We start from the raw sequence: 18722 nt of genomic DNA, 5'->3' as shown, positions 1-18722 counted from the left end.
GCAATGCTCGAATGAGAAAAAACATTACAAACTGGACTCACGGGCGCGAATGCACCGTGTGGATGGGACCCGGGCTGTGCCGAATATCTTTCAGGAGAAGGAAGACTCAATAAAAACCCCGGGGCCAGCCCGGGGTTCATTGTCAGCTGCTGTGTTCGGCCTGAGGCCGTGACCGGCGACGCGGTGCGCCGGTGCGCTGGCCGTCGCCATTGCCGCTGCGGTTGCCGGAACGTTGGCCGCCGGAACGCTGAGCGTTGCCACCACTGCGGTTGCCGCCGGTACGCTGACCAGAGCGCTGACCACCAGAACGCTGCTGGCCGCCACCATTGCGGCCCCGGTTACCACCGCGAGGCTCAAGAGGAGTCTTGGGCGCGTTGGGATCGGGTTCAAAGCCGGGCACCTGTTCGAGTTCGGCAGTCTGCTTGATGAGCTTTTCAATGGCCTTCAGCAGCGGTTTTTCCTCGGCGCTGACCAGCGACAGCGCTTCGCCGTCACTGCCGGCCCGGCCGGTACGGCCAATGCGGTGCACATAGTCTTCCGCCACGTGAGGCAGCTCGTAGTTGACCACATGGGGCAGCTCGCTGATGTCGATGCCACGGGCGGCAATGTCGGTGGCCACCAGCACGCGAATGCCGCCGTTCTTGAACTCGCTCAGGGCCTTGGTACGGGCACCCTGACTCTTGTTGCCGTGAATGGCCATGGCGGGCAGGCCGTCCTTGCCGAGTTGTTCGGCCAGGCGGTTGGCACCGTGCTTGGTGCGGGTAAACACCAGTACCTGACGCCAGTTGTGATGGCCGATATGGTAGCTGAGCAGGGCGCGCTTGCGACCCTTGTCCACTTCAAAGAAGCGCTGGGCAATGGTTTCGGCGGTGGCATTGCGGCGGGCCACTTCAATGTGTTCGGGCTGGTGCAGCAGGTCTTCCGCCAGGGTCTTGATTTCATCGGAGAAGGTGGCGGAAAACAGCAGGTTCTGGCGCTGTTTCGGCAGCAGCGCCAGCACGCGGCGAATGTCGCGAATAAAGCCCATGTCGAGCATGCGGTCGGCTTCGTCGAGCACCAGCATTTCAACCCGGGAGAGGTCAATAGAGCGCTGGGATACGTGATCCAGCAATCGACCCGGGGTGGCCACCACCACGTCGACCTTGCGGCCCAGGGCCTTCATTTGCGGGTTGATGCTGACGCCGCCGAACATCACCAGGGTACGCAGGCCGGTGTGTTTGGCATAGGCGCGCAGGTTTTCTTCCACCTGAGCGGCCAGCTCACGGGTGGGAGTAAGCACAAGGGCACGCACCGGCGCCCGGCCGTTGGCCAGGGGGCGGGCCTTGGTTTCACTCAGGCGCTGCAGCATGGGTAGGCCAAAGCCGGCGGTTTTGCCGGTGCCGGTCTGGGCGCCGGCGAGCAGATCACCACCTTTCAGTACCAGCGGAATGGCTTGCTGCTGAATGGGGGTCGGCTCCGTATAGCCACATTCGTTAATGGCTTGAACGAGGTTCTCGTTCAGGCCGAGGGAAGCAAATGACATGAGACTCCGAACTAACAAGGTCCTGGCGGACGATTGAGGGATTGCCGGTGGGCAAAGTAGCGGCATGATAACAGAAAAGCGGCAAAAGCCATAAAAAGCGCCAGACATTAGTCACTCCGGGTCTGACCCGAAGTCTGTGGCGGGGGCACTTTTGTCTGCAGAAAGATGCCGGCGCGGGGGCCGGCATGACGATTGGCTCAGGGCCGGCGTTGATACCCGCGCGGATCGTCGGTAAAAATCATGTCTACGCTCCACTGGGCCAGAGTGTGCATGCGGGCCACATCGTTAACCGTGTAGCAATGCAGCAAAAAGCCGGCGGCCTTGACGGCCTCGGTCTGGCGTTCGGTGAGGTAACGCTGGTTGCAGTGCAGGGCTACGCAGCCGAGTTGCAGCAAACGGGTGTGCCAGTCGTGAGGCAGGCGCTCCACCAGCAGGCCACGGGCAATGGTGGGGGGGAGCTGTTGCAGGTGCGCCAGGCAGGCCGGCTCAAAGCTCGAAAACAGCAGGTTTTCCGGTGGCAGGTTCTGTTGCGCAACCACCTCGCTCACTCGCCGGCTCAGGCGTGTTGGGTCATCGCCTGAATGAACCTTCAGCTCAATGTTCACGCTCATGCTCAGGGCATGAGCCAGGCCCAGGTAGTCCGCCAGCCGGGGAATTGACTCGCCGGCAAAGGCGGCATCAAACCAGCCGCCGGCGTCGAGCCGGGCCAGCTCGGGCCATTCCAGTTCACGCACGCGGCCCCGGCCATTGGTGCAGCGGTTGACGGTGGCATCGTGGATCACCACCACTTCATCGTCACGGCTGAGCTGTACGTCGATTTCCACCCAGGTCAGGCCCAGAGCGTGAGCGGCACGGAGCCCGGCATGAGTGTTCTCCGGGGCCAGTGCCGCCACGCCACGGTGTCCGCACAGCTTCATGTTAATGTCCGCCACTGTTGGACCAGAGCTGGATGACCGCCACGCCGGCAATGATCAGGCCCATGCCCAGCAGGGCCGGAAAGTCCGGGACTTGGCGGTAAAACAGCACCGCCAGCAGGGTCACCAGCACGATGCCGGCGCCGGACCAGATGGCGTAGGCCACCCCCACCGGCACGGTTTTCACCACCAGTCCCAGCAGCCAGAAGGCCAGACCGTAACCGGCCACCACCAGCAGGGATGGCCCCGGGCGCGTAAAGCCGGCGGAGGCCTTGAGGGCCGTGGTGGCCACCACTTCGGCGGCAATGGCCAGGGTCAGCAGCAGGTATGCGTTCATGGGGCTTTCCGTTGTGCAAAAAGGTCAATGTGCCCGAATTCTTATCGAATCAAAAGCGAAGAGCACCAGTTGGCTTCGACTTTGGTCGTTCTGGGGTTGAAAACCGTGTTGCGGTACAATTTATAAAAAAATCCTAAAGTAGTTTCTCCTTATGATTAATCCTCTCGAGTACGGCCAGTCCCAGTGGCAGCAAATTCTGCACGATTACGATGCGTCCCTGAGAAGCCGCATGGGCGAGCTGGTGCAGGCTCACAGCCGGGGACTGGCGGAAAATTTTTATCAGCAAATGATGGACCTGCCCGAGGCACGCCGCTTTCTGGAACATGAGCAGGTGAACCGCCAGCTGATGGCGTCCATGACCCGCTGGCTGGAGCAGGTGTTTTCGGTGCATGAAGTCACCCAGATCCCGGCGGCGGTGGAGCGTCAGTTCGAGGTGGGCAGAGTGCATGCGCGCATCAATCTGCCCATCAACCTGGTGTCGGCCGGAGCCCGGCTGCACAAGAAATGCCTGCTGGAGCATGTCACCCAGCGCTGGCCGGTGCCCGCCGACTGGCTGAAGGCGGCCACCTATCTGGTGGAAGTGATCGATCTGTCCCTGGAGCTGATGAGCCTGGCCTTTGTGTCCAAGTCCGAGCGCAAGAGCCGGGCGGCGGAAGCCTACCGGCTGCACAACCTGGGCATGAATCTGTCGGTGGAGCGGGAGCGGCAACGGGCCTCGTTGCTCGACTGGAGCCAGGAGCTGGTGTTTGCCCTGCACCAGCACGAGACGCCACCCACGGCCCTGCGTCATGCGGAATTTGGCCTCTGGTTTCATCATCAGGCGGTGTCTGTGTTTGAGGGGGCGCCGGAGCTGGAGCAAATCGAACATATGCTGCGCAACATCGATCTGCAGTTGTTGCCGGCCTTGTGGGAGGCCCGTGAGCACAGAACCGCCATGGCCGAGAGCATGGCCGCCCTGCAGCGGGAGCTGCGCGCCCTGTCTTACCTGCTGGCCACCCTGTTCGATCGTTTTATCGAGCTGGAGCACGGCCGCGATACCCTGACCCGGCTGCTGGACCGGCGCTTTTTGCCGGCGGTGCTGAACCGTGAGGTCAGGCTGGCCATGCGCGGTGGCGGCGAGTTTTCGGTCATTTTATTTGATGTGGACTGGTTCAAGCAGGTCAACGACAACCACGGACACGAGGGCGGTGACATGGTGCTGCAGCAGGTCGCCAGCCTGGTGGCGGGCTCGGTGCGCAGCAGCGATTTCTGTTTTCGTTATGGCGGCGAGGAGCTGCTGGTGGTGTTGGTGGAAGCCGGCGCCGACAACGCCCTGGCGGTGGCGGAAAAAGTGCGCGACAAGCTGATGAACAGCGAATTGTCGCTGCCGGACGGCAAACGCACTCAAGTGACCCTCAGCGGCGGGGTGGCCACCTTTGACGGCCATCCCGACTACGACCAGCTGATCAAGCGGGCCGACCGGGCCCTGTACCGGGCCAAGGCCGAGGGCCGCAACCGCTGCCTGCCGGGCTGAGCTCAGCAGTCGGGGGCGCTTGCGGAAATGGCGGGCAGGGGCTCGCCGGGCAGCCGGGAAGCGGGCAGGGCCTGCACGCGAAGCGACCAGATGGGCGCCGGTGGCGCCGCCTCGTCGGGCAGCACCGGGTAGATCAGCGCAATATTGAGCTTTGGGTTGCGCCGGGCCAGACGCTGGACCGTGCCCAGGCCGTCACTGATATGAAAGCGGCCCACGGTCAGCATCACCCGGTAGCCGGGATGGCGCGCCAGATAGCGCTGAATGCTTTCGGCCATGGTGTCGTCCCAGCTGGTCTGGGCGGCAAACTGGTTGTCGGTGGGAGCCTGGCCGTGAAAGCGGGTGGCCATAAAGCGGGCCTTGTAGGCATCGTCTTCAAGGGTCAGGCGTTCGGCCACCCAGCCCCGGTGGCTGTCCGGCAGCCGGCTGAGGTAATCCGGCCCTTCACGACCAATGCAGCGCACTATGGCCCGGGGCGCATTGGCGGCGAGCACATCAATGCCGGCGGCCTTGGCCAGCTCCACCAGCGGGCGATAGTCGCTGCGATACCCCGGCCAGGCATTGGCCTGCTCGATAAAGGCGTCTTCGCCCAGCTTGCCCGCCAGATAGGCGTTCAGCTCCGTCTGGCGATCGCGGCTGAACTGCTCCATGGCCAGTGCCATCGGTCGGGGCCGGGCCAGCAGCGCCGCCAGCAGCTCGGCCTGAAAGCGGTGCACGCCGGAATGGCCATGCAGCTCGCCCACCATGATCACATCGGCCTCGGCCAGACGGGGAATGGCCTCGGTCAGCGGCACCGGCTGACCGCCGGCATCGAGCAGCCGGTAGTCAAACAGGGTGCGGGGGGCGTCGGCCCGGGCCTGGCAGCCGGTGAGCACCAGAGCGAACAGCAGGGTTGTCAGCAAGCGCATGGTCACCTCGGTTGGCGTAAGGGATAACGGCAATTTGCCACCAAAGTGATTATCATAGCCGGCATTGCTTTTCATTCGAAACGGATCATGGCGCCCGCATACTGGCTTTCACTGTTTTTTGCCCTGTATTACTTCGGTTACGGCACCTTTCTGCCCTACTGGGCGCTGTGGCTGGGCCACGCCGGCGCCACGGCGGGGCTGATTGGTCTGCTGCTGGGGCTGGGCATGGCGGTGCGCTGTGTGGGCATTCTCGGGGTGATGAGCCGGGTGCGGGCGGCTCGCCACCTGCTGCCGGTGATGCAGGGGCTGAGCCTGCTCAGCCTGCTGGGGTTTGCCGCCTTTTACGGCTGGCAGTCGCATTCCGGCCTGCTGGTGCTGACGGTGCTGGTGAACCTGCTGTATCCGGCGCTGATCCCCCTGAGCGAGGCCATGGCCAGCCGTTATATCGTGCAAATTCAGCTGGATTACGGCAAAACCCGGCTGTGGGGCTCGGCGGCCTTTATCGTTGCCAACCTGGTGGTGGGCTCGCTTAACGAGCGGCTGGGCAGCCAGTGGATATTGCACAGCCTGGTGATGTCGCTGGGGCTGATGTTGCTGCTGACCCTGACTCAGCCCCGGCCGTTGCCGGCGGAGCAGCCGGCCAGCCGCGCCGGCGAGGGCATCGGGCGAGTGCTGCGCCGGCCCGGGGTGGGGCGGTTTTTGCTGATCACCGCCCTGTTGCAGGGCAGTCACGCTTTTTACTATGGCTTTAGCGCCCTGTACTGGCAACAGCAGGGCTACAGCACCAGTGTGATCGGTTACCTGTGGGGGCTGGGGGTACTGGCGGAGATCCTGGTGTTTGCCGGTGATCGCCGCTGGCTCAGCCATCTGGGCGCGCGGCCGCTGCTGCTGGCGGGCCTGGTCTGTGCTCTGTGCCGCTGGCTGATGCTGGGGGCCACCACCGAGCTGATGTGGCTGGTGCTGGCGCAACTGCTGCATGCAGGCAGTTTCGGGCTCAGTCACCTGGGGGCGGTGCGCTTTATCAGCCGGGAGTTGGACGAGGCCGCGGTTTTTGGCGCTCAGGCCTTGTATGCGTCCATTTCCCTCGGCATGGTGTCGGGAATACTGCTGATGGTGTCGGGCCAGCTCTTTGAGGGGCTGGGCGGGCATACTTTCTGGTTAATGGCGGCGCTGGTGCTGCCGGTGGCCTGGCTGCTGGCCGGGCCCTCGTTCAAGGAGCAAAAACGGACATGATGCAGGGCTGGACCGTTATCAACATTGCGCTGGCCTACCTGGGCGTACTGTTCCTGCTGGCCTGGCTGGGCGACCGGCCGCGCATGGGTAACCGCATTCGTCGGTTCAGGCCCATGCTCTACAGCCTGTCGCTGGCGGTGTACTGCACCTCCTGGAGCTTTTTCGGCACCGTGGGCCAGGCCAGTACCGACGGCTGGACCTTCTTTACCATCTATCTTGGCCCCATCATCATGTTTACCCTGGGGGGGCGCTTTATCGCCCGCCTGATCAACGTGGCCAAGCGTGAGCACATTACCTCCATTGCCGACTTTATCGCCGCCCGCTACGGCAAGTCCCAGCGGCTGGCGGTGTTTATCACCCTGATCGCCATTGTGGGCGTGCTGCCCTATATCGCCCTGCAGCTCAAGGCCATTGTCATGGGCCTGAACCTGATGGCGCCGGAGGTGGTGGCCGGCGCCGGCCGGGACGCCGGCGAAGTGGCGCTGATGGTCACCCTGCTGTTCACCCTGTTTATTCTGCTGTTTGGCACCCGTCATATCGACGCCACCGAGCATCAGCGCGGAGTCATGGTGGCCATTGCCGCCGAGTCGGTAGTCAAGCTGGTGGCCTTTATAGTGGTGGGTGGCTTTGCGCTCTGGCTGGTGCTGGCCTTTCCCAACCAGCAACGGGTAATGATCACCGAGGACTTTATCGCCTCGTTAAGCGTGGTCAGTGGCGGCCATCTGCTCGACATTGGCGTGTATACCCTGCTGTCGATGAGCGCCATTATCTGTCTGCCGCGCCAGTTTCATGTGGCGGTGGTGGAGCATCATGGCCAGGTGGATCTGCGCTGGGCCCGGCGCATTTTCCCTGTGTATCTGCTGCTGTTCGGGTTGCTGGTGCTGCCGCTGTCATTGGCGGGGCAGCAGTGGCTGTCGGCGGGTACCTCACCCGACACCTATGTCATCAGCCTGCCCCTGGACCTGGGGCACCCCAACCTGGCCATGCTGGCCTTTATCGGTGGCGCCTCGGCGGCCACCGGCATGATGATCATCTCTACCATCGCCCTGGCGATCATGATCAGCAACGATCTGGTGCTGCCCATGATATTGCGCCGGCGCCAGCTGCAGGGGGCCGGTTTTGAGGACGTGGCCCAGCTGCTGCTGAATGTGCGCCGCACCGCCATTATCGTGATCATGGCCACCGCCTGGCTGGTGTTTCTGTGGCTGGGCGACATCAGCAGCCTGTCGCGCATCGGTTATCTCAGTTTTGCCGCCATCGCCCAGTTCGCCCCGCCGCTGGTGCTGGGGCTGCTGTGGCGCGGCGGCAACCGGCGCGGTGCCTACTGGGGCCTGAGCCTGGGCATGCTGATGTGGCTGCTGAATCTGATGGCGGAAACCGGGCTGTTTGCCGGCGACGCCAGCACCAACGTGGTGCTCTGGCTGCTGACGCCGCCGGCCATGGGCTGGCTGGCGGACATGAGCCCGGTCACCTGGGGCATTCTGCTCAGCCTGCTGTGCAACCTGGCGGGGTACCTGGTGGGCTCCTGGCTGTCGGTGCCCTCGGTGAGCGAGCGGTTTCAGGCCGCCGCCTTTGTGGGGCGCCATCACAAGGACGACGACGACGTCTACCGGGCCAAGGTGACGGTGCGGGATCTGGAGCAGCTGGCGTCGCGCTTTGTGGGCGAGGCCAGGGTCAAGCGTGCCTTTGCCCGCTACGCCGGCGAGCAGGGCACCCTGGAAGGCAGCATGCAGGCACCGGCCAGCCTCATTCGCCACACCGAGCGGGTGCTGGCCGGGGTGTTTGGCACCTCGTCGGCCCGGCTGGTGCTGGCCTCGGCGGTACAGGGCCGCTCCATGGAGCTGGAAGAGCTGGCCACCATCGTTGACGAAGCCGGCGACGTATTCCGCTTTAACCGCGGCCTGTTGCAGGGCGCCATTGAGCACATCAGCCTGGGCATTTCGGTGGTGGACAAGGAGCTCAGGCTGGTGGCCTGGAACCGGCGTTACCTGGAACTGTTCCAGTATCCGCCGGGGCTGATCCGGGTGGGCCGGCCCATTGCCGACATTATTCGCCACAACGCCCGACAGGGGCTGTGCGGCCCCGGCAACGTGGACAAGCACGTGTCGCGACGGGTGGCCTTTATGACGGCGGGCAGCCGCCATGTGTCGTCGCGCACCCGCCCCGATGGCCGGGTGATCGAGGTGCAGGGCAATCCCATGCCCGGCGGCGGCTTTGTCATGACCTTCAGCGACATCACCACCTTTCGCCAGGCCGAGCAGGTGCTGAAGGACGCCAACGTCATGCTGGAGCAGCGGGTGGCCGAGCGTACTCGTGAGCTGTCGGCGGTGAACGAGCAGTTGCTGGCGGCCAACCGCCAGGCGGAGCTGGCCAACGAGTCCAAGAGCCGTTTTCTGGCGGCGGTCAGCCACGATCTGATGCAGCCGCTCAATGCCGCCAAGCTGTTTGCCTCCTCCTGGCTGGAAACCTCCGGCGATGACGAAAGCCGGCGGCTGGCCAATCATATCGACCGCTCGCTGACGGCGGCGGAAGAGCTGATTGGCGACTTGCTCGACATGTCCCGGCTGGAGTCGGGCAAGCTCACCGCCAAACCTCAGGATTTTGCCATTGAGGAACTGTTCGACACCCTCAAGGCCGAGTTCGGCGTGCTGGCGGAGCAGCAGGGCGGGGCCTTTTCGGTGGTCAGCAGCCGGCAGTGGGTGCACAGCGATCCCCGCTTGCTGCGGCGCATATTGCAGAACTTTCTCACTAATGCCCTGCGTTACGGTGGCGGCGGCCATATCGTGCTGGGACTGCGCCGGGCCGGCGAGCAGGTGCGCATAGAGGTGTGGGACAAGGGCCCCGGCATTCCCGCCGACAAGCTGGATGTGATCTTTGATGAATTCACCCGCCTGGAAGCGGGTCAGCGCCACCAGCAGGGACTGGGACTGGGCCTGGCCATCGCTCAGGGGCTGGCGGGCATTCTCGGCCACCGGCTCGGGGTCAGGTCAGAAGAGGGCAAGGGCTCGGTATTCAGCGTGACCCTGCCGCGTGCTCACCCGCAATCCGGGGCCAGCATGCCGGCACCGGTGGCGGTGACCGGAGGCAACCGGCTTGCGGGGCTGCGCATACTGTGTATCGACAATGAGGCTGATATTCTGATCGCCATGAAGAGCCTGCTGGGACGCTGGGACTGTGAAGTGGCCCTGGCCGGCAGCGGTGACGAGGCCCGGGCACGGTGCCATGACGGCTTTGAGCCTCAGGTGATCCTCTCGGACTATCATCTCGACGACGGTGAAACCGGGGTCTCGGCCATCAACATGCTGCGGCTGGAATTCGGCCGCATTCCGGCGGTGGTGATCAGCGCCGATCGCCAGCCCGAGCTGCAGCAGCAACTGCAGCAGCAGGATCTCGGTTACCTGAGCAAGCCGGTCAAGCCGCTGAAACTGCGGGCGCTGTTACAGCATCTGGTGAAGGTAACTTAAGGGATTGGGGATTAGGGATTCCCTATTCCCCGCAGTTCAGAACTCGCCGCCTTCCAGCTGGGACAGGGCGATCACCGCCTGAGTGCGGTTCTTGACCCCGAGCTTGCGGAAAATGGCGGTGACGTGGGCCTTGATAGTGGCTTCCGACACATCCAGCTCGTAGGCAATCTGCTTGTTGAGCTTGCCCTCCGACAGCATGGTAAGCACCTTGAACTGCTGAGGCGTGAGGCTCGACAGCCGCTCGGCCATATCGTCCTCGGGAGCATCGTCCAGGTTGATGCCTTCCGGAAACCAGCCGTCGCCTTCCAGCACGGTATTGAGGGCGCTTACCAGGGTCGGCATGGGTGAGGACTTGGGAATAAAGCCCACTGCGCCCAGACGCATGGCCTGCTGTACCACGCTGGCTTCCTCGCTGGCCGATACCACCACCACCGGCAGGGCCGGATACAGGGCGCGCAGCCGGGTCAGCCCGGAAAAGCCGCTGGCGCCGGGCATTTTCAGATCCAGCAGCAACAGGTCGACCTCGTCGGTGTTCGCCAGCAGTTGCAGCAGGTTGTCGATGCTGTCCACTTCCTGCAACCTGGCGCCTTTCACTGCCAGTTGCACGGCCTGATGCATGGCACTGCGAAACAGGGGGTGGTCATCGGCAATAATAATGCTGTAACCCATCTCCATGAGTGGTGAGTCCTTGTGTCGGTAAAGTATTCAATGGAAGCTGATTCCATTTTTAATTGTATGATAGGGCTTTGAAGCCCGGCTGAGAACTGCCGTGCGCTATTTTCGTGATCCGACAAAATGAGCTGAGTGATGTTTGGCAACCGTACAGAACCATCAGGAAAGCGGCGGGCCTGGCTGGCGGGCCTGCTGGATAACGACGAAGATGCCCGTATCTGCAAGGATATTCCCGATGACGCCTGCCGCCAGGTAGCCGGCAACCGGCGCTGGCTTATTCTGGCCGGGCTTGCCACGGCACTGGCCGAGCTGATGGTCAATGCCAAAACCGTACTGCCCTGGCTGTTTCAGGCAGTGGGGGCGCCGGTGTGGCTGATTGGCTGGCTGGTGCCTATACGTGAAAGTGGCTCCATGCTGCCGCAGCTGCTGCTGGGGGCCCGGGTGCGGCACCTGCCGGTGCGCAAGGGCGCCTGGCTGTGGGGTGCCGGGCTGCAGTCTGCCTGCCTGGTGCTGATGGCGCTGACGGCACTGCTGTTTTCCGGCTGGCTGGCCGGCCTGGTGCTGCTGGGGCTGCTGGCATTGATGAGCCTGTCCCGGGGGTTGTGCTCCATTGCCGCCAAGGACGTGCTGGGCAAAACCATTCCCAGGAACGAGCGGGGCAGGGTGACCGGCACCGGGGCCAGCCTGGCCGGTGGCGTGGGCCTGCTGTTTGGCCTGTTGCTGTGCGTGCTGGGCGACTTGCCTGTGTGGGGCTATGTGCTGATCCTGCTGGGGGCGGCTCTGGTGTGGGGACTGGGCATGCTCTGTTACCGGCAGATTCGGGAATATCCCGGCGCCACCGAAGGCGGGGTCAACGGCTGGCGTCATGCCCTGGCCAGTCTTCGGCTGGTGCGGGACGATGCTGCCTTTGGGCGCTTTTTGCTGGTGCGCACCCTGCTGATGTGCACCGCCCTGGTCACTCCCTATTACGTACTGCTGGCTCAGGATTATAACGGCGGCCTGCAGGTGCTGGGTGGTCTGGTCATAGCTCAGGGGCTGGCGCAGTTTGCCAGCAGCTGGATCTGGGGCCGGCTGGCGGATGTCTCCTCCCGGCGGGTGATGCAGCTGGCGGGCATGATTGCCGCCGGGCTGGGACTGGCGGTATGGCTGCATCTGAGCCTGGGCGGCACGGCGCCGGCCGGTTATTTTGCCGGCATTATCTTTGTGCTTAGCCTGGCTCACGCCGGTGTGCGGGTGGGGCGTAAAACCTTTCTGGTGGATCTGGCCGGTGGCGACAAACGCACCGATTACGTGGCAGTGAGCAATACGCTTATGGGCCTGCTGTTATTGGTGGCGGGCGCCCTGAGCATGCTGCTGGCGCTGTTGTCGGGGCTGGCGGTGATCCTGGTGTTTTCGCTGCTGACGCTTCTTGGTGTATGGTTGGCACAAGGCCTGCCTGATGTTCAGGCCCACTGACAAGAGGAACAATCATGTTGCAAAAATGCCTGCTGGCGCTGGCCGGCCTGATGATGGCAACCACCGCCGCAGCACGGGACATAGCGCAGCTGCGGGCCGAGTTTTCGGTCATTCTTAACGGCGACCCCACCCGGGGCGTCAATACCCTGACCATCGATCGCAACCGGGATCGGTACCATGTGCATTTCTCTTTGCGCCACTGGTTGCTGGATGTGGATCAAAAGGCGAGCTTCGGCTGGCAGGACTGTACCGCCCGGCCCGACAGCTTCAGCTACAAGGCCAAGGCCCTGGGCGTGACCCGTGAAGAGCGGCTGGTGTTCGATCAGAATACCGACATGGTGCTGTATCAGGACAAGGACGGCGACAAGCTGCTGTCGGCGGAAGGGGGCGTGTTCGATCCGGTCAGCTTCTTCTTTGAGGCCCGCTGTGATCTGATGGCCGGCAAAAATGCCTTTGACTACAAGGTTATCCGCGACGGGGAAGTCAAGGACACGCCCTTCAAGGTGGTGGGCACCGAGGCCCTGCGCACCGGCATTGGCACCCTGGATACCCTGATCGTGGAGCGGGACAGGGGCAGCAGCAAGCGCAAAACCCGTTTCTGGGTGGCGCCCGAGCTTGACTACATGCTGGTGCAGATCAGCCACGAGGAAAATCGCCAGCTGTCGGTGACCGCTACCCTCAGCAAGATGGACTATCAGCTGGCCCAGGCTCGCTGAGCGCCTTCATCATGATGTTGGTATTGGGCGCAGCGGTGATGCTGCTGGCGGCATGGCGGGTTAACTGGCATGCCCTGATAGCCGACAAAAGCCGGCAGCACCTTTGTTTTGGTGCCGGCATGGCGCTGGTGCCCCTGTGGATGCTGCAGGCGGGCATTCGCGAGGGCCTGGAGGTGCATTTTCTCGGGCTCACCACCCTGGCACTGATGCTGGGCTGGCGGCTGAGCCAGCTGATGGCGCTGCTGGCGCTGTTGCTGGTGACCGCCTTTGGCTTTGAAACCTGGCCCGAGTTCGGTGCCAACCTGGTGCTGGGGGTGATCCTGCCCATTGCGGTCAGCTACTTTGTGTTTCTGCTGACCTACAGTTATCTGTACCGCCACCTGTTTGTGTATATCTTTGTGGCCGGTTTTTTCAATGCGGCGCTGACCATGGCGGTGAAAAGCCTGGCCATGGCCGGTTACATGGTGTGGTCGGGGCAATACGGCTGGCAGATGGTGCAGAACGACTACCTCAGCATACTGCCGCTGTTGTTGTTTCCCGAGGCGCTGCTCAACGGCATGGCCATCACCCTGCTGGTGGTGTTCCGGCCCCAGTGGGTGTGCACTTTTTATGACAGGGACTACCTGATCAATAAATAACGGGGGCTTCTGGTGGCCTGTCGTTTCCGGTGGGTGTGTATTTTTTATGACAGGGGCTACCTGATCAACAAGTAACACGGCTTCTGGTGGCCGTCCGGCTCTGGTAGGCTGTGCCGACTCATTGCTTACAAGCGAGAACAACATGAAATATCGTGTACTGAACATTCTGGCTCCCGTGCTGGCGCTCAGCCTGGCGACACCGGCCCTGGCTCAGGCTGACTTGAGCCGAGAAGAATTTCAGCAACGGGTGCGGGAAGCCCTGATGGCCGAGCCGGAGATGCTGCGGGATGCCATCGTCAAGCTGGAAGAGAACGACCGTCTGGCCCAGCAGGCCGAGTTTGCCAAACAGCTTGAGAAGCAGTCGGCCCAGCTGTTTGCCAACCGCACCGACGGCATCATGGGTAACCCCAAGGGTGAGATTGAGATGGTGTATTTCACCGACTACAACTGCCCTTATTGCCACCGGCTGAACCAGACGCTGTTGGAAGTGATGAAGAGCGAGCCTGAGCTGAAGATTATCGTGAAGGACATCGGCATTCTGGGCCCGGATTCGGTCAAGGCGGCGCGGCTGGCGCTGGCGACGGCCCAGGAAGCGCCCAAACAGTATGAAGAGCTGCACCAGGCGCTGATGAGCCAGAAGCGGGTTCAGGCGGCAGCGCTGGCGACCATTGCCGACAAGGCCGGCCTGAACGCCAAGGCTCTGCAGGCCAGGGCCGACAGCGACGAGATTGCCGACAAGCTCAACCAGAACCTGACCCTGTTCCGCGCCCTGGGGCTGAACGGCACCCCGGCACTGGTGTTCCCCGACGGCACCCTGGTGCCCGGCGCCATCGACAAAGCCGGCCTGAAGGATATTCTGAAAAAGCAGAAGTCGTAATTAAAAGCGGGGATTAGGGTGCAGAAAAAAAAGACCCGGGCCAAGGCCCGGGTCTTTTTGTTGCAGATTCCGACTTATATCAATCGCCTTAAAGACGTGATCCAAACCCAACGGGTAAACATTGCACCGCGTTTAAAGGTTCGTCATACCGGGCTTGACCCGGTATCTTCCTGCGGCTAGATCCTGACTTTCGTCAGGATGACGGGTTGAACCATGCCGAAACCTGTTTGCACATCACCAGCTGGCGTCGCGCTTGGCCTTTTGCAGCTTTTCGTAGGTGGCCAGCAGCGCCTGGTGGGCGGCGAAGTCTTTCAGGCTTTCGTCGGCGGCGGTCAGGCCGTGGAAGCGGGCGCTGCCGGCAATCTGGGCCCAGGCCTCGGTCACCACGTCTTCGCCGAACATGCGGCCAAAGGCGGCACGGTACTGCTCCGGCTCGCGGTCGTCGGACAGGTGCAGCTCCAGCGAGGCCTTCAGGCAGCGGTAGTAGCGGGCGCGTTCCTCGATAAAGACGGAGGCGTTGAAGCTGAGGGTCCAGTCGGCGTAGTCGAGGGCGGTTTCCAGCTCGCCGGCGGCCAGGGCCAGCATGCATTTCAGCTCACCCACCCGCAGGGTATGCCAGGCGGTGCCCTTGTCGGGAGCGATGCCGATCAGCTCGCGCACCCGGGTAAAGTCGTCCAGGCCTTCCTCTTCCAGCCGGTCATAGAGGCCCATCAGCTGCTCGCCGTCGGCATCGCTGCCGGGCAGGCTCAGCAGGGTGGCGCGCAGGCCGGCGCCCATGTTGTTGTTGGCCAGCTCCAGATCTTCCACCGGGTAGATGTCGGACATGCCCGGTACCAGAATGCGGCAGGCATACACGCCCAGGTGTTCGTAGTCGGCGATGTACACCGGCTGCTCCAGCTCGTTGAAGATGGCCATCAGGTGGTTGAACTCTTCCTCGGAGCTGCCGCTGAAGTCCCAGTCGGCAAAGTCAAAGTCGGCCTGGTCCTGGAACAGATCCCAGCTGATCAGACCCGACGAGTCGATAAAGTGGGTTTCCAGGTTGTGGTGATCGGCGATTTCGTCGTCCTCGAACGAAGGCGGTACAAACACATCCAGATCCTTCAGGCTGCGGCCCTGCAGCAGCTCGGTCACGGTGCGCTCCAGCGCCACTTCAAAGCGCGGGTGGGCGCCGAATGAAGCAAAGCAGGTGCTGTTGGCCGGGTTGAACAGCACCACGCAGATCACCGGAAAGCGACCGCCAAGAGAGGCATCATAGGCAAAGATGGGGAAGCCTTCGGCTTCCAGTGCGGCAATGGACTCCTGAATGTGCGGGTAGCGGGCCATCACCTCGTCGGGAATGGCCGGCAGGCTGATGCGCTCACTGATGATGCGGTTCTTGATGGAGCGCTCAAACACCTCCGACAGGCCCTGAGTGCGGGCCTCGGTTTTGGTGTTGCCGGCGCTCATGCCGTTGGATACATACAGGTTGCCGACGATGTTCATGGGAATGTAGACGGTTTCCAGATCGCCCTGGCGTTCAAAAGGCAGGGCGCAGATGCCACGCTCCTCGTTGCCCGACTGCAGATCGACCAATTGTTCGGCGGTCAGTGCAGTTTCAGGATCGTAAAAGCCCCGGGTATAGTCGTCGAGCAGGCCGGCGGGCAGGCTGTTGTCGGCGGGCAGCGGGAACCACTTCTCGTTGGGGTAGTGCACGAACTCGCCCTCGGCGATATCCCGGCCCAGGTAGAAGTCGGCAAAGAAGTAGTTGGTGGCCAGACGCTCAAAGTATTCACCCAGGGCCGAGGCCAGGGCGGCTTTTTTGGTGGCGCCCTTGCCGTTGGTAAAGCACAGGCCGCATTCTTTATCGCGAATGTGCACCGACCAGACGTGAGGTACCGGGTTCAGCCAGGATGCTTCTTCAATGTTGAAGCCCAGGGCCTGCAGCTTGTCCTGGAAACGGCTGATGGAGTCTTCCAGCGCGGCATCCTTGCTGGGAATAAAGGTTTTCATGAGCACCTCGGGCATGATCGGCAAAAAAGGGGGCCGATCCTAACCCGAGGCGATAATTTGAACAAGCGGAAACCAAAACGCCCGCTTGAAGCGGGCGTTTTCAGCAGCGGTGCCGGTAGCTTACGGCAGCAGGTGCAGCATGCGGCGCAGGGGCTCGGCGGCACCCCACAGCAGCTGATCACCCACGGTAAAGGCGGACAGATATTCGGGGCCCATGTTCAGCTTGCGCAGACGACCTACCGGTACGCTCAGGGTGCCGGTGACGGCGGCCGGGGTCAGCTCGTCCATGGACAGCTGGCGATCGTTGGGGATCACCTTGACCCAGTCGTTGTGGCTGGCCAGCAGCTTTTCAATCTCGGGAATGGAGACGTCTTTCTTCAGCTTGATGGTAAAGGACTGGCTGTGGCAGCGCAGGGCGCCGACACGAACGCACAGGCCATCCACCGGAATCGCGGCACCGGACTGCAGGATTTTGTTGGTCTCGGCCTGGCCCTTCCATTCTTCGCGGCTCTGGCCGTTGTCCAGCTGGGAGTCGATCCAAGGGATCAGACTGCCGGCCAGGGGCACGCCGAAGTTGTCGACAGGCAGGTCGCCACTGCGGGTTTTTTCGGTGACCTTGCGCTCCAGCTCGAGAATGGCCGAGCCCGGGTCGGCCAGCTCTTCGGCCACTTCGTCGCGCAGCATGCCCATCTGGGTAACCAGCTCGCGCATGTGACGGGCGCCGCCACCGGACGCCGCCTGATAGGTGGACACGGACACCCACTCCACCAGATCCTGCTCAAACAGACCGCCCAGGGCCATCAGCATCAGGCTGACGGTACAGTTGCCGCCCACAAAGGTCTTGGCGCCGTTGGCCAGGGCCTCCTGGATCTGCTTGCCGTTAACCGGGTCCAGCACGATCAGGGCCTCGTCGTCCATGCGCAGGGCGGAGGCGGCATCAATCCAGTAGCCGTTCCAGCCGGCGGCACGGAGCTTGGGGTAAACGTCCTTGGTGTAGTCGCCGCCCTGGCAGGTCAGCACCACGTCCAGCGCCTTCAGGGCCTCGATGTCGTAGGCGTCCTGCAGGGTGCCGGCGTCTTTGCCAAAGTCGGGGGCAGGCTGACCGGCCTGGGAGGTGGTGAAAAAGACCGGATCGATACGGGCAAAGTCACCTTCTTCTACCATACGGCTCATCAGAACGGAGCCGACCATACCGCGCCAGCCGACCAGACCTACTTTTTTCATCATTCAGTGTCCTTTCTTTGAAAGAGAATCAAAAAACCTGCCTTCCACCATACTGATTGCGCGCAAAGGTGCAAGAAAAAGCATAAACATGCAGTCTGTTTTTTGACCAGTGCTACGGGGGCCATTCAGACGGAAATAGCCGCATGTAACCGGCATGCTCAGCCGGCGGTAAACGACAAAAAGCTCAGGATCAGCACAGGTCCCGCCAGGCTCAGCACAAAGCCCGAGACAATGGCCACCGGTACAATGGCCACGCCGCCGGAGCGCTGCAGCACCGGCAGGGTAAAGTCCATGGAGGTGGCTCCGCCGTAGCCAATGGCGCAGGAAGGATGGCGGCGCATCAGCGCCGGTATGATCAGTATGGCGATCAGCTCCCGGGCCAGATCGTTGAGAAAGGCGGCGCTGCCCATCACCGGGCCAAGCTGGTCACCGATCAGAATGCCCGACAGGGAATACCAGCCGTTGCCCGAGGCAAAGGCCAGCCCCTGGGTCAGCGGCATGTTCAGCAGCCAGGCGCCGGCCAGGCCGCCCAGCCAGGAGCTGACTACCACCATCAGCGCGATGGCCAGGCCCCAGCGGTTGAGCAAAATCTGGCGTAGTTTCATGCCCGAATTACGAAGCTGAATGCCGATCAACAACAGCAGCAGCATCAGTGCCCATTCGCTCAGGGTATCCACCGAGAACCAGTCGGGATCGAGAAACTGACCCACGCCCAGGCCGCCGAGGATTACCAGGCACAGCTTGACCGAGTCCAGCAGCAGCGCCCATTTGCTGATGGCGGGCGCGCCGCGTTCACCTTCCACCCGGCCCCGGCGCCTGTCCAGCAGCCAGAGCCCGGCCAGGTTGCACACCGTGATGCAGGCCAGAAAAACACCACACAGGGTAAATATTGTGCCCAGGTGAGTACTAAGATTATCCACGAAGGCCAGACTGATCCCCATCAGGAACAGGATCAGGTACACCATGCGTGCCACCGCCACGTTGATAAAGTGCACCAGTGACTGGGAACGACAGGGTATGCAATAGCCCAGGGCCAGAGGCAGTAATACGATAAGCATGCCGGAGTACATGGGAATCATCTTCCAATTAAGTGTTTGGGCGCAATTTTTGACCGCTAATGCTCGTTGCGACAGCATACGTGAGCAAATCGTTAAAAAAAAGCGTCCGTTCCCGGCTTTTGTCAATAATGGCGGGGTTGGCTGCACCAGGGCGGGAAAACCGCCGAAAGTGATATTTTATTCTGCTTTGGTGCATAATATTATA

General features: G+C 62.4%; 15 protein-coding genes. 7 read left to right on the top strand and 8 right to left on the bottom strand.

The features are described from left to right. Nucleotides 1-142 precede the first annotated feature (142 nt). The 3 genes from Q9290_RS08550 to Q9290_RS08540 all read right to left on the bottom strand — a co-directional run bounded on the left by Q9290_RS08550 (nt 143) and on the right by Q9290_RS08540 (nt 2773). Entirely contained in the window at nt 143-1522 is a 1380-nt protein-coding gene (locus tag Q9290_RS08550; protein WP_306079225.1) for a DEAD/DEAH box helicase, read from the bottom strand. A gap of 197 nt (nt 1523-1719) precedes the next feature. Further along, on the bottom strand, nt 1720-2439 hold the full coding sequence (locus Q9290_RS08545) for a glycerophosphoryl diester phosphodiesterase (protein WP_306079224.1): 720 nt from the start codon (nt 2437-2439) through the stop codon (nt 1720-1722). 1 nt (nt 2440) lies between these two features. Then, nucleotides 2441-2773 (bottom strand): DMT family transporter, encoded by a 333-nt coding sequence (locus Q9290_RS08540; protein ID WP_306079223.1) that lies wholly within the window; start codon nt 2771-2773, stop codon nt 2441-2443. Nucleotides 2774-2924: 151 nt separating this feature from the next. On the opposite strand from Q9290_RS08540, the gene Q9290_RS08535 reads away from it, so the two are divergent. Beyond that, nucleotides 2925-4286, top strand: a complete 1362-nt coding sequence (locus Q9290_RS08535; protein ID WP_306079222.1) for a GGDEF domain-containing protein — start codon at nt 2925-2927, stop codon at nt 4284-4286. A 2-nt stretch (nt 4287-4288) separates the two neighbouring features. On the opposite strand, the gene Q9290_RS08530 is transcribed toward Q9290_RS08535, so the two are convergent. Continuing rightward, nucleotides 4289-5191: a ChaN family lipoprotein gene (locus Q9290_RS08530; RefSeq protein WP_306079221.1), complete on the bottom strand. Its 903-nt coding sequence runs from the start codon at nt 5189-5191 to the stop codon at nt 4289-4291. A gap of 87 nt (nt 5192-5278) precedes the next feature. Between Q9290_RS08530 and Q9290_RS08525 the strand changes: the two genes are divergently transcribed. Together Q9290_RS08525 and Q9290_RS08520 are read left to right on the top strand one after the other, a co-directional pair. Then, nucleotides 5279-6424: a 3-phenylpropionate MFS transporter gene (locus tag Q9290_RS08525; RefSeq protein WP_306079220.1), complete on the top strand. Its 1146-nt coding sequence runs from the start codon at nt 5279-5281 to the stop codon at nt 6422-6424. Beyond that, nucleotides 6421-9888, top strand: a complete 3468-nt coding sequence (locus Q9290_RS08520) for a hybrid sensor histidine kinase/response regulator (protein ID WP_306079219.1) — start codon at nt 6421-6423, stop codon at nt 9886-9888. The genes Q9290_RS08525 and Q9290_RS08520 overlap by 4 nt, the downstream gene beginning before the upstream one ends. A gap of 36 nt (nt 9889-9924) precedes the next feature. Here the strand turns inward: Q9290_RS08520 and Q9290_RS08515 are convergent, their stop codons facing one another. Then, nucleotides 9925-10563 carry a response regulator transcription factor gene (locus Q9290_RS08515; protein ID WP_306079218.1) on the bottom strand — a complete coding sequence of 213 codons (639 nt, stop codon included), beginning with the start codon at nt 10561-10563 and terminating at the stop codon, nt 9925-9927. Between the two features lie 132 nt (nt 10564-10695). Between Q9290_RS08515 and Q9290_RS08510 the strand changes: the two genes are divergently transcribed. The 4 genes from Q9290_RS08510 (at nt 10696) to Q9290_RS08495 (ending at nt 14246) form a co-directional block, all read left to right on the top strand. Beyond that, nucleotides 10696-12015: an MFS transporter gene (locus tag Q9290_RS08510; protein ID WP_306079217.1), complete on the top strand. Its 1320-nt coding sequence runs from the start codon at nt 10696-10698 to the stop codon at nt 12013-12015. A gap of 14 nt (nt 12016-12029) precedes the next feature. Continuing rightward, nucleotides 12030-12731 (top strand): DUF3108 domain-containing protein, encoded by a 702-nt coding sequence (locus Q9290_RS08505; RefSeq protein ID WP_306079216.1) that lies wholly within the window; start codon nt 12030-12032, stop codon nt 12729-12731. 11 nt (nt 12732-12742) lie between these two features. Further along, on the top strand, nt 12743-13369 hold the full coding sequence (locus Q9290_RS08500) for an energy-coupling factor ABC transporter permease (protein ID WP_306079215.1): 627 nt from the start codon (nt 12743-12745) through the stop codon (nt 13367-13369). A 142-nt stretch (nt 13370-13511) separates the two neighbouring features. Then, on the top strand, nt 13512-14246 hold the full coding sequence (locus tag Q9290_RS08495; RefSeq protein WP_306079214.1) for a DsbA family protein: 735 nt from the start codon (nt 13512-13514) through the stop codon (nt 14244-14246). Nucleotides 14247-14480: 234 nt separating this feature from the next. Here Q9290_RS08495 and ycaO read toward each other — a convergent pair whose 3' ends face one another. The 3 genes from ycaO to Q9290_RS08480 form a co-directional block, all read right to left on the bottom strand. Then, entirely contained in the window at nt 14481-16235 is a 1755-nt protein-coding gene (ycaO, locus tag Q9290_RS08490) for a 30S ribosomal protein S12 methylthiotransferase accessory factor YcaO (RefSeq protein WP_371930909.1), read from the bottom strand. Nucleotides 16236-16355: 120 nt separating this feature from the next. Beyond that, nucleotides 16356-17459: an aspartate-semialdehyde dehydrogenase gene (asd, locus tag Q9290_RS08485; RefSeq protein WP_306079421.1), complete on the bottom strand. Its 1104-nt coding sequence runs from the start codon at nt 17457-17459 to the stop codon at nt 16356-16358. Nucleotides 17460-17617: 158 nt separating this feature from the next. Continuing rightward, on the bottom strand, nt 17618-18529 hold the full coding sequence (locus Q9290_RS08480; RefSeq protein WP_306079213.1) for a LysO family transporter: 912 nt from the start codon (nt 18527-18529) through the stop codon (nt 17618-17620). Nucleotides 18530-18722 lie beyond the last annotated feature (193 nt).

The organism is Oceanimonas aquatica, from assembly GCF_030732065.1.
In the GTDB taxonomy this organism is placed as follows: Bacteria; Pseudomonadota; Gammaproteobacteria; order Enterobacterales; family Aeromonadaceae; genus Oceanimonas.
Note: the sequence above shows the minus strand (reverse complement) of the source record. Positions and strands in the feature narration are given on the sequence as shown.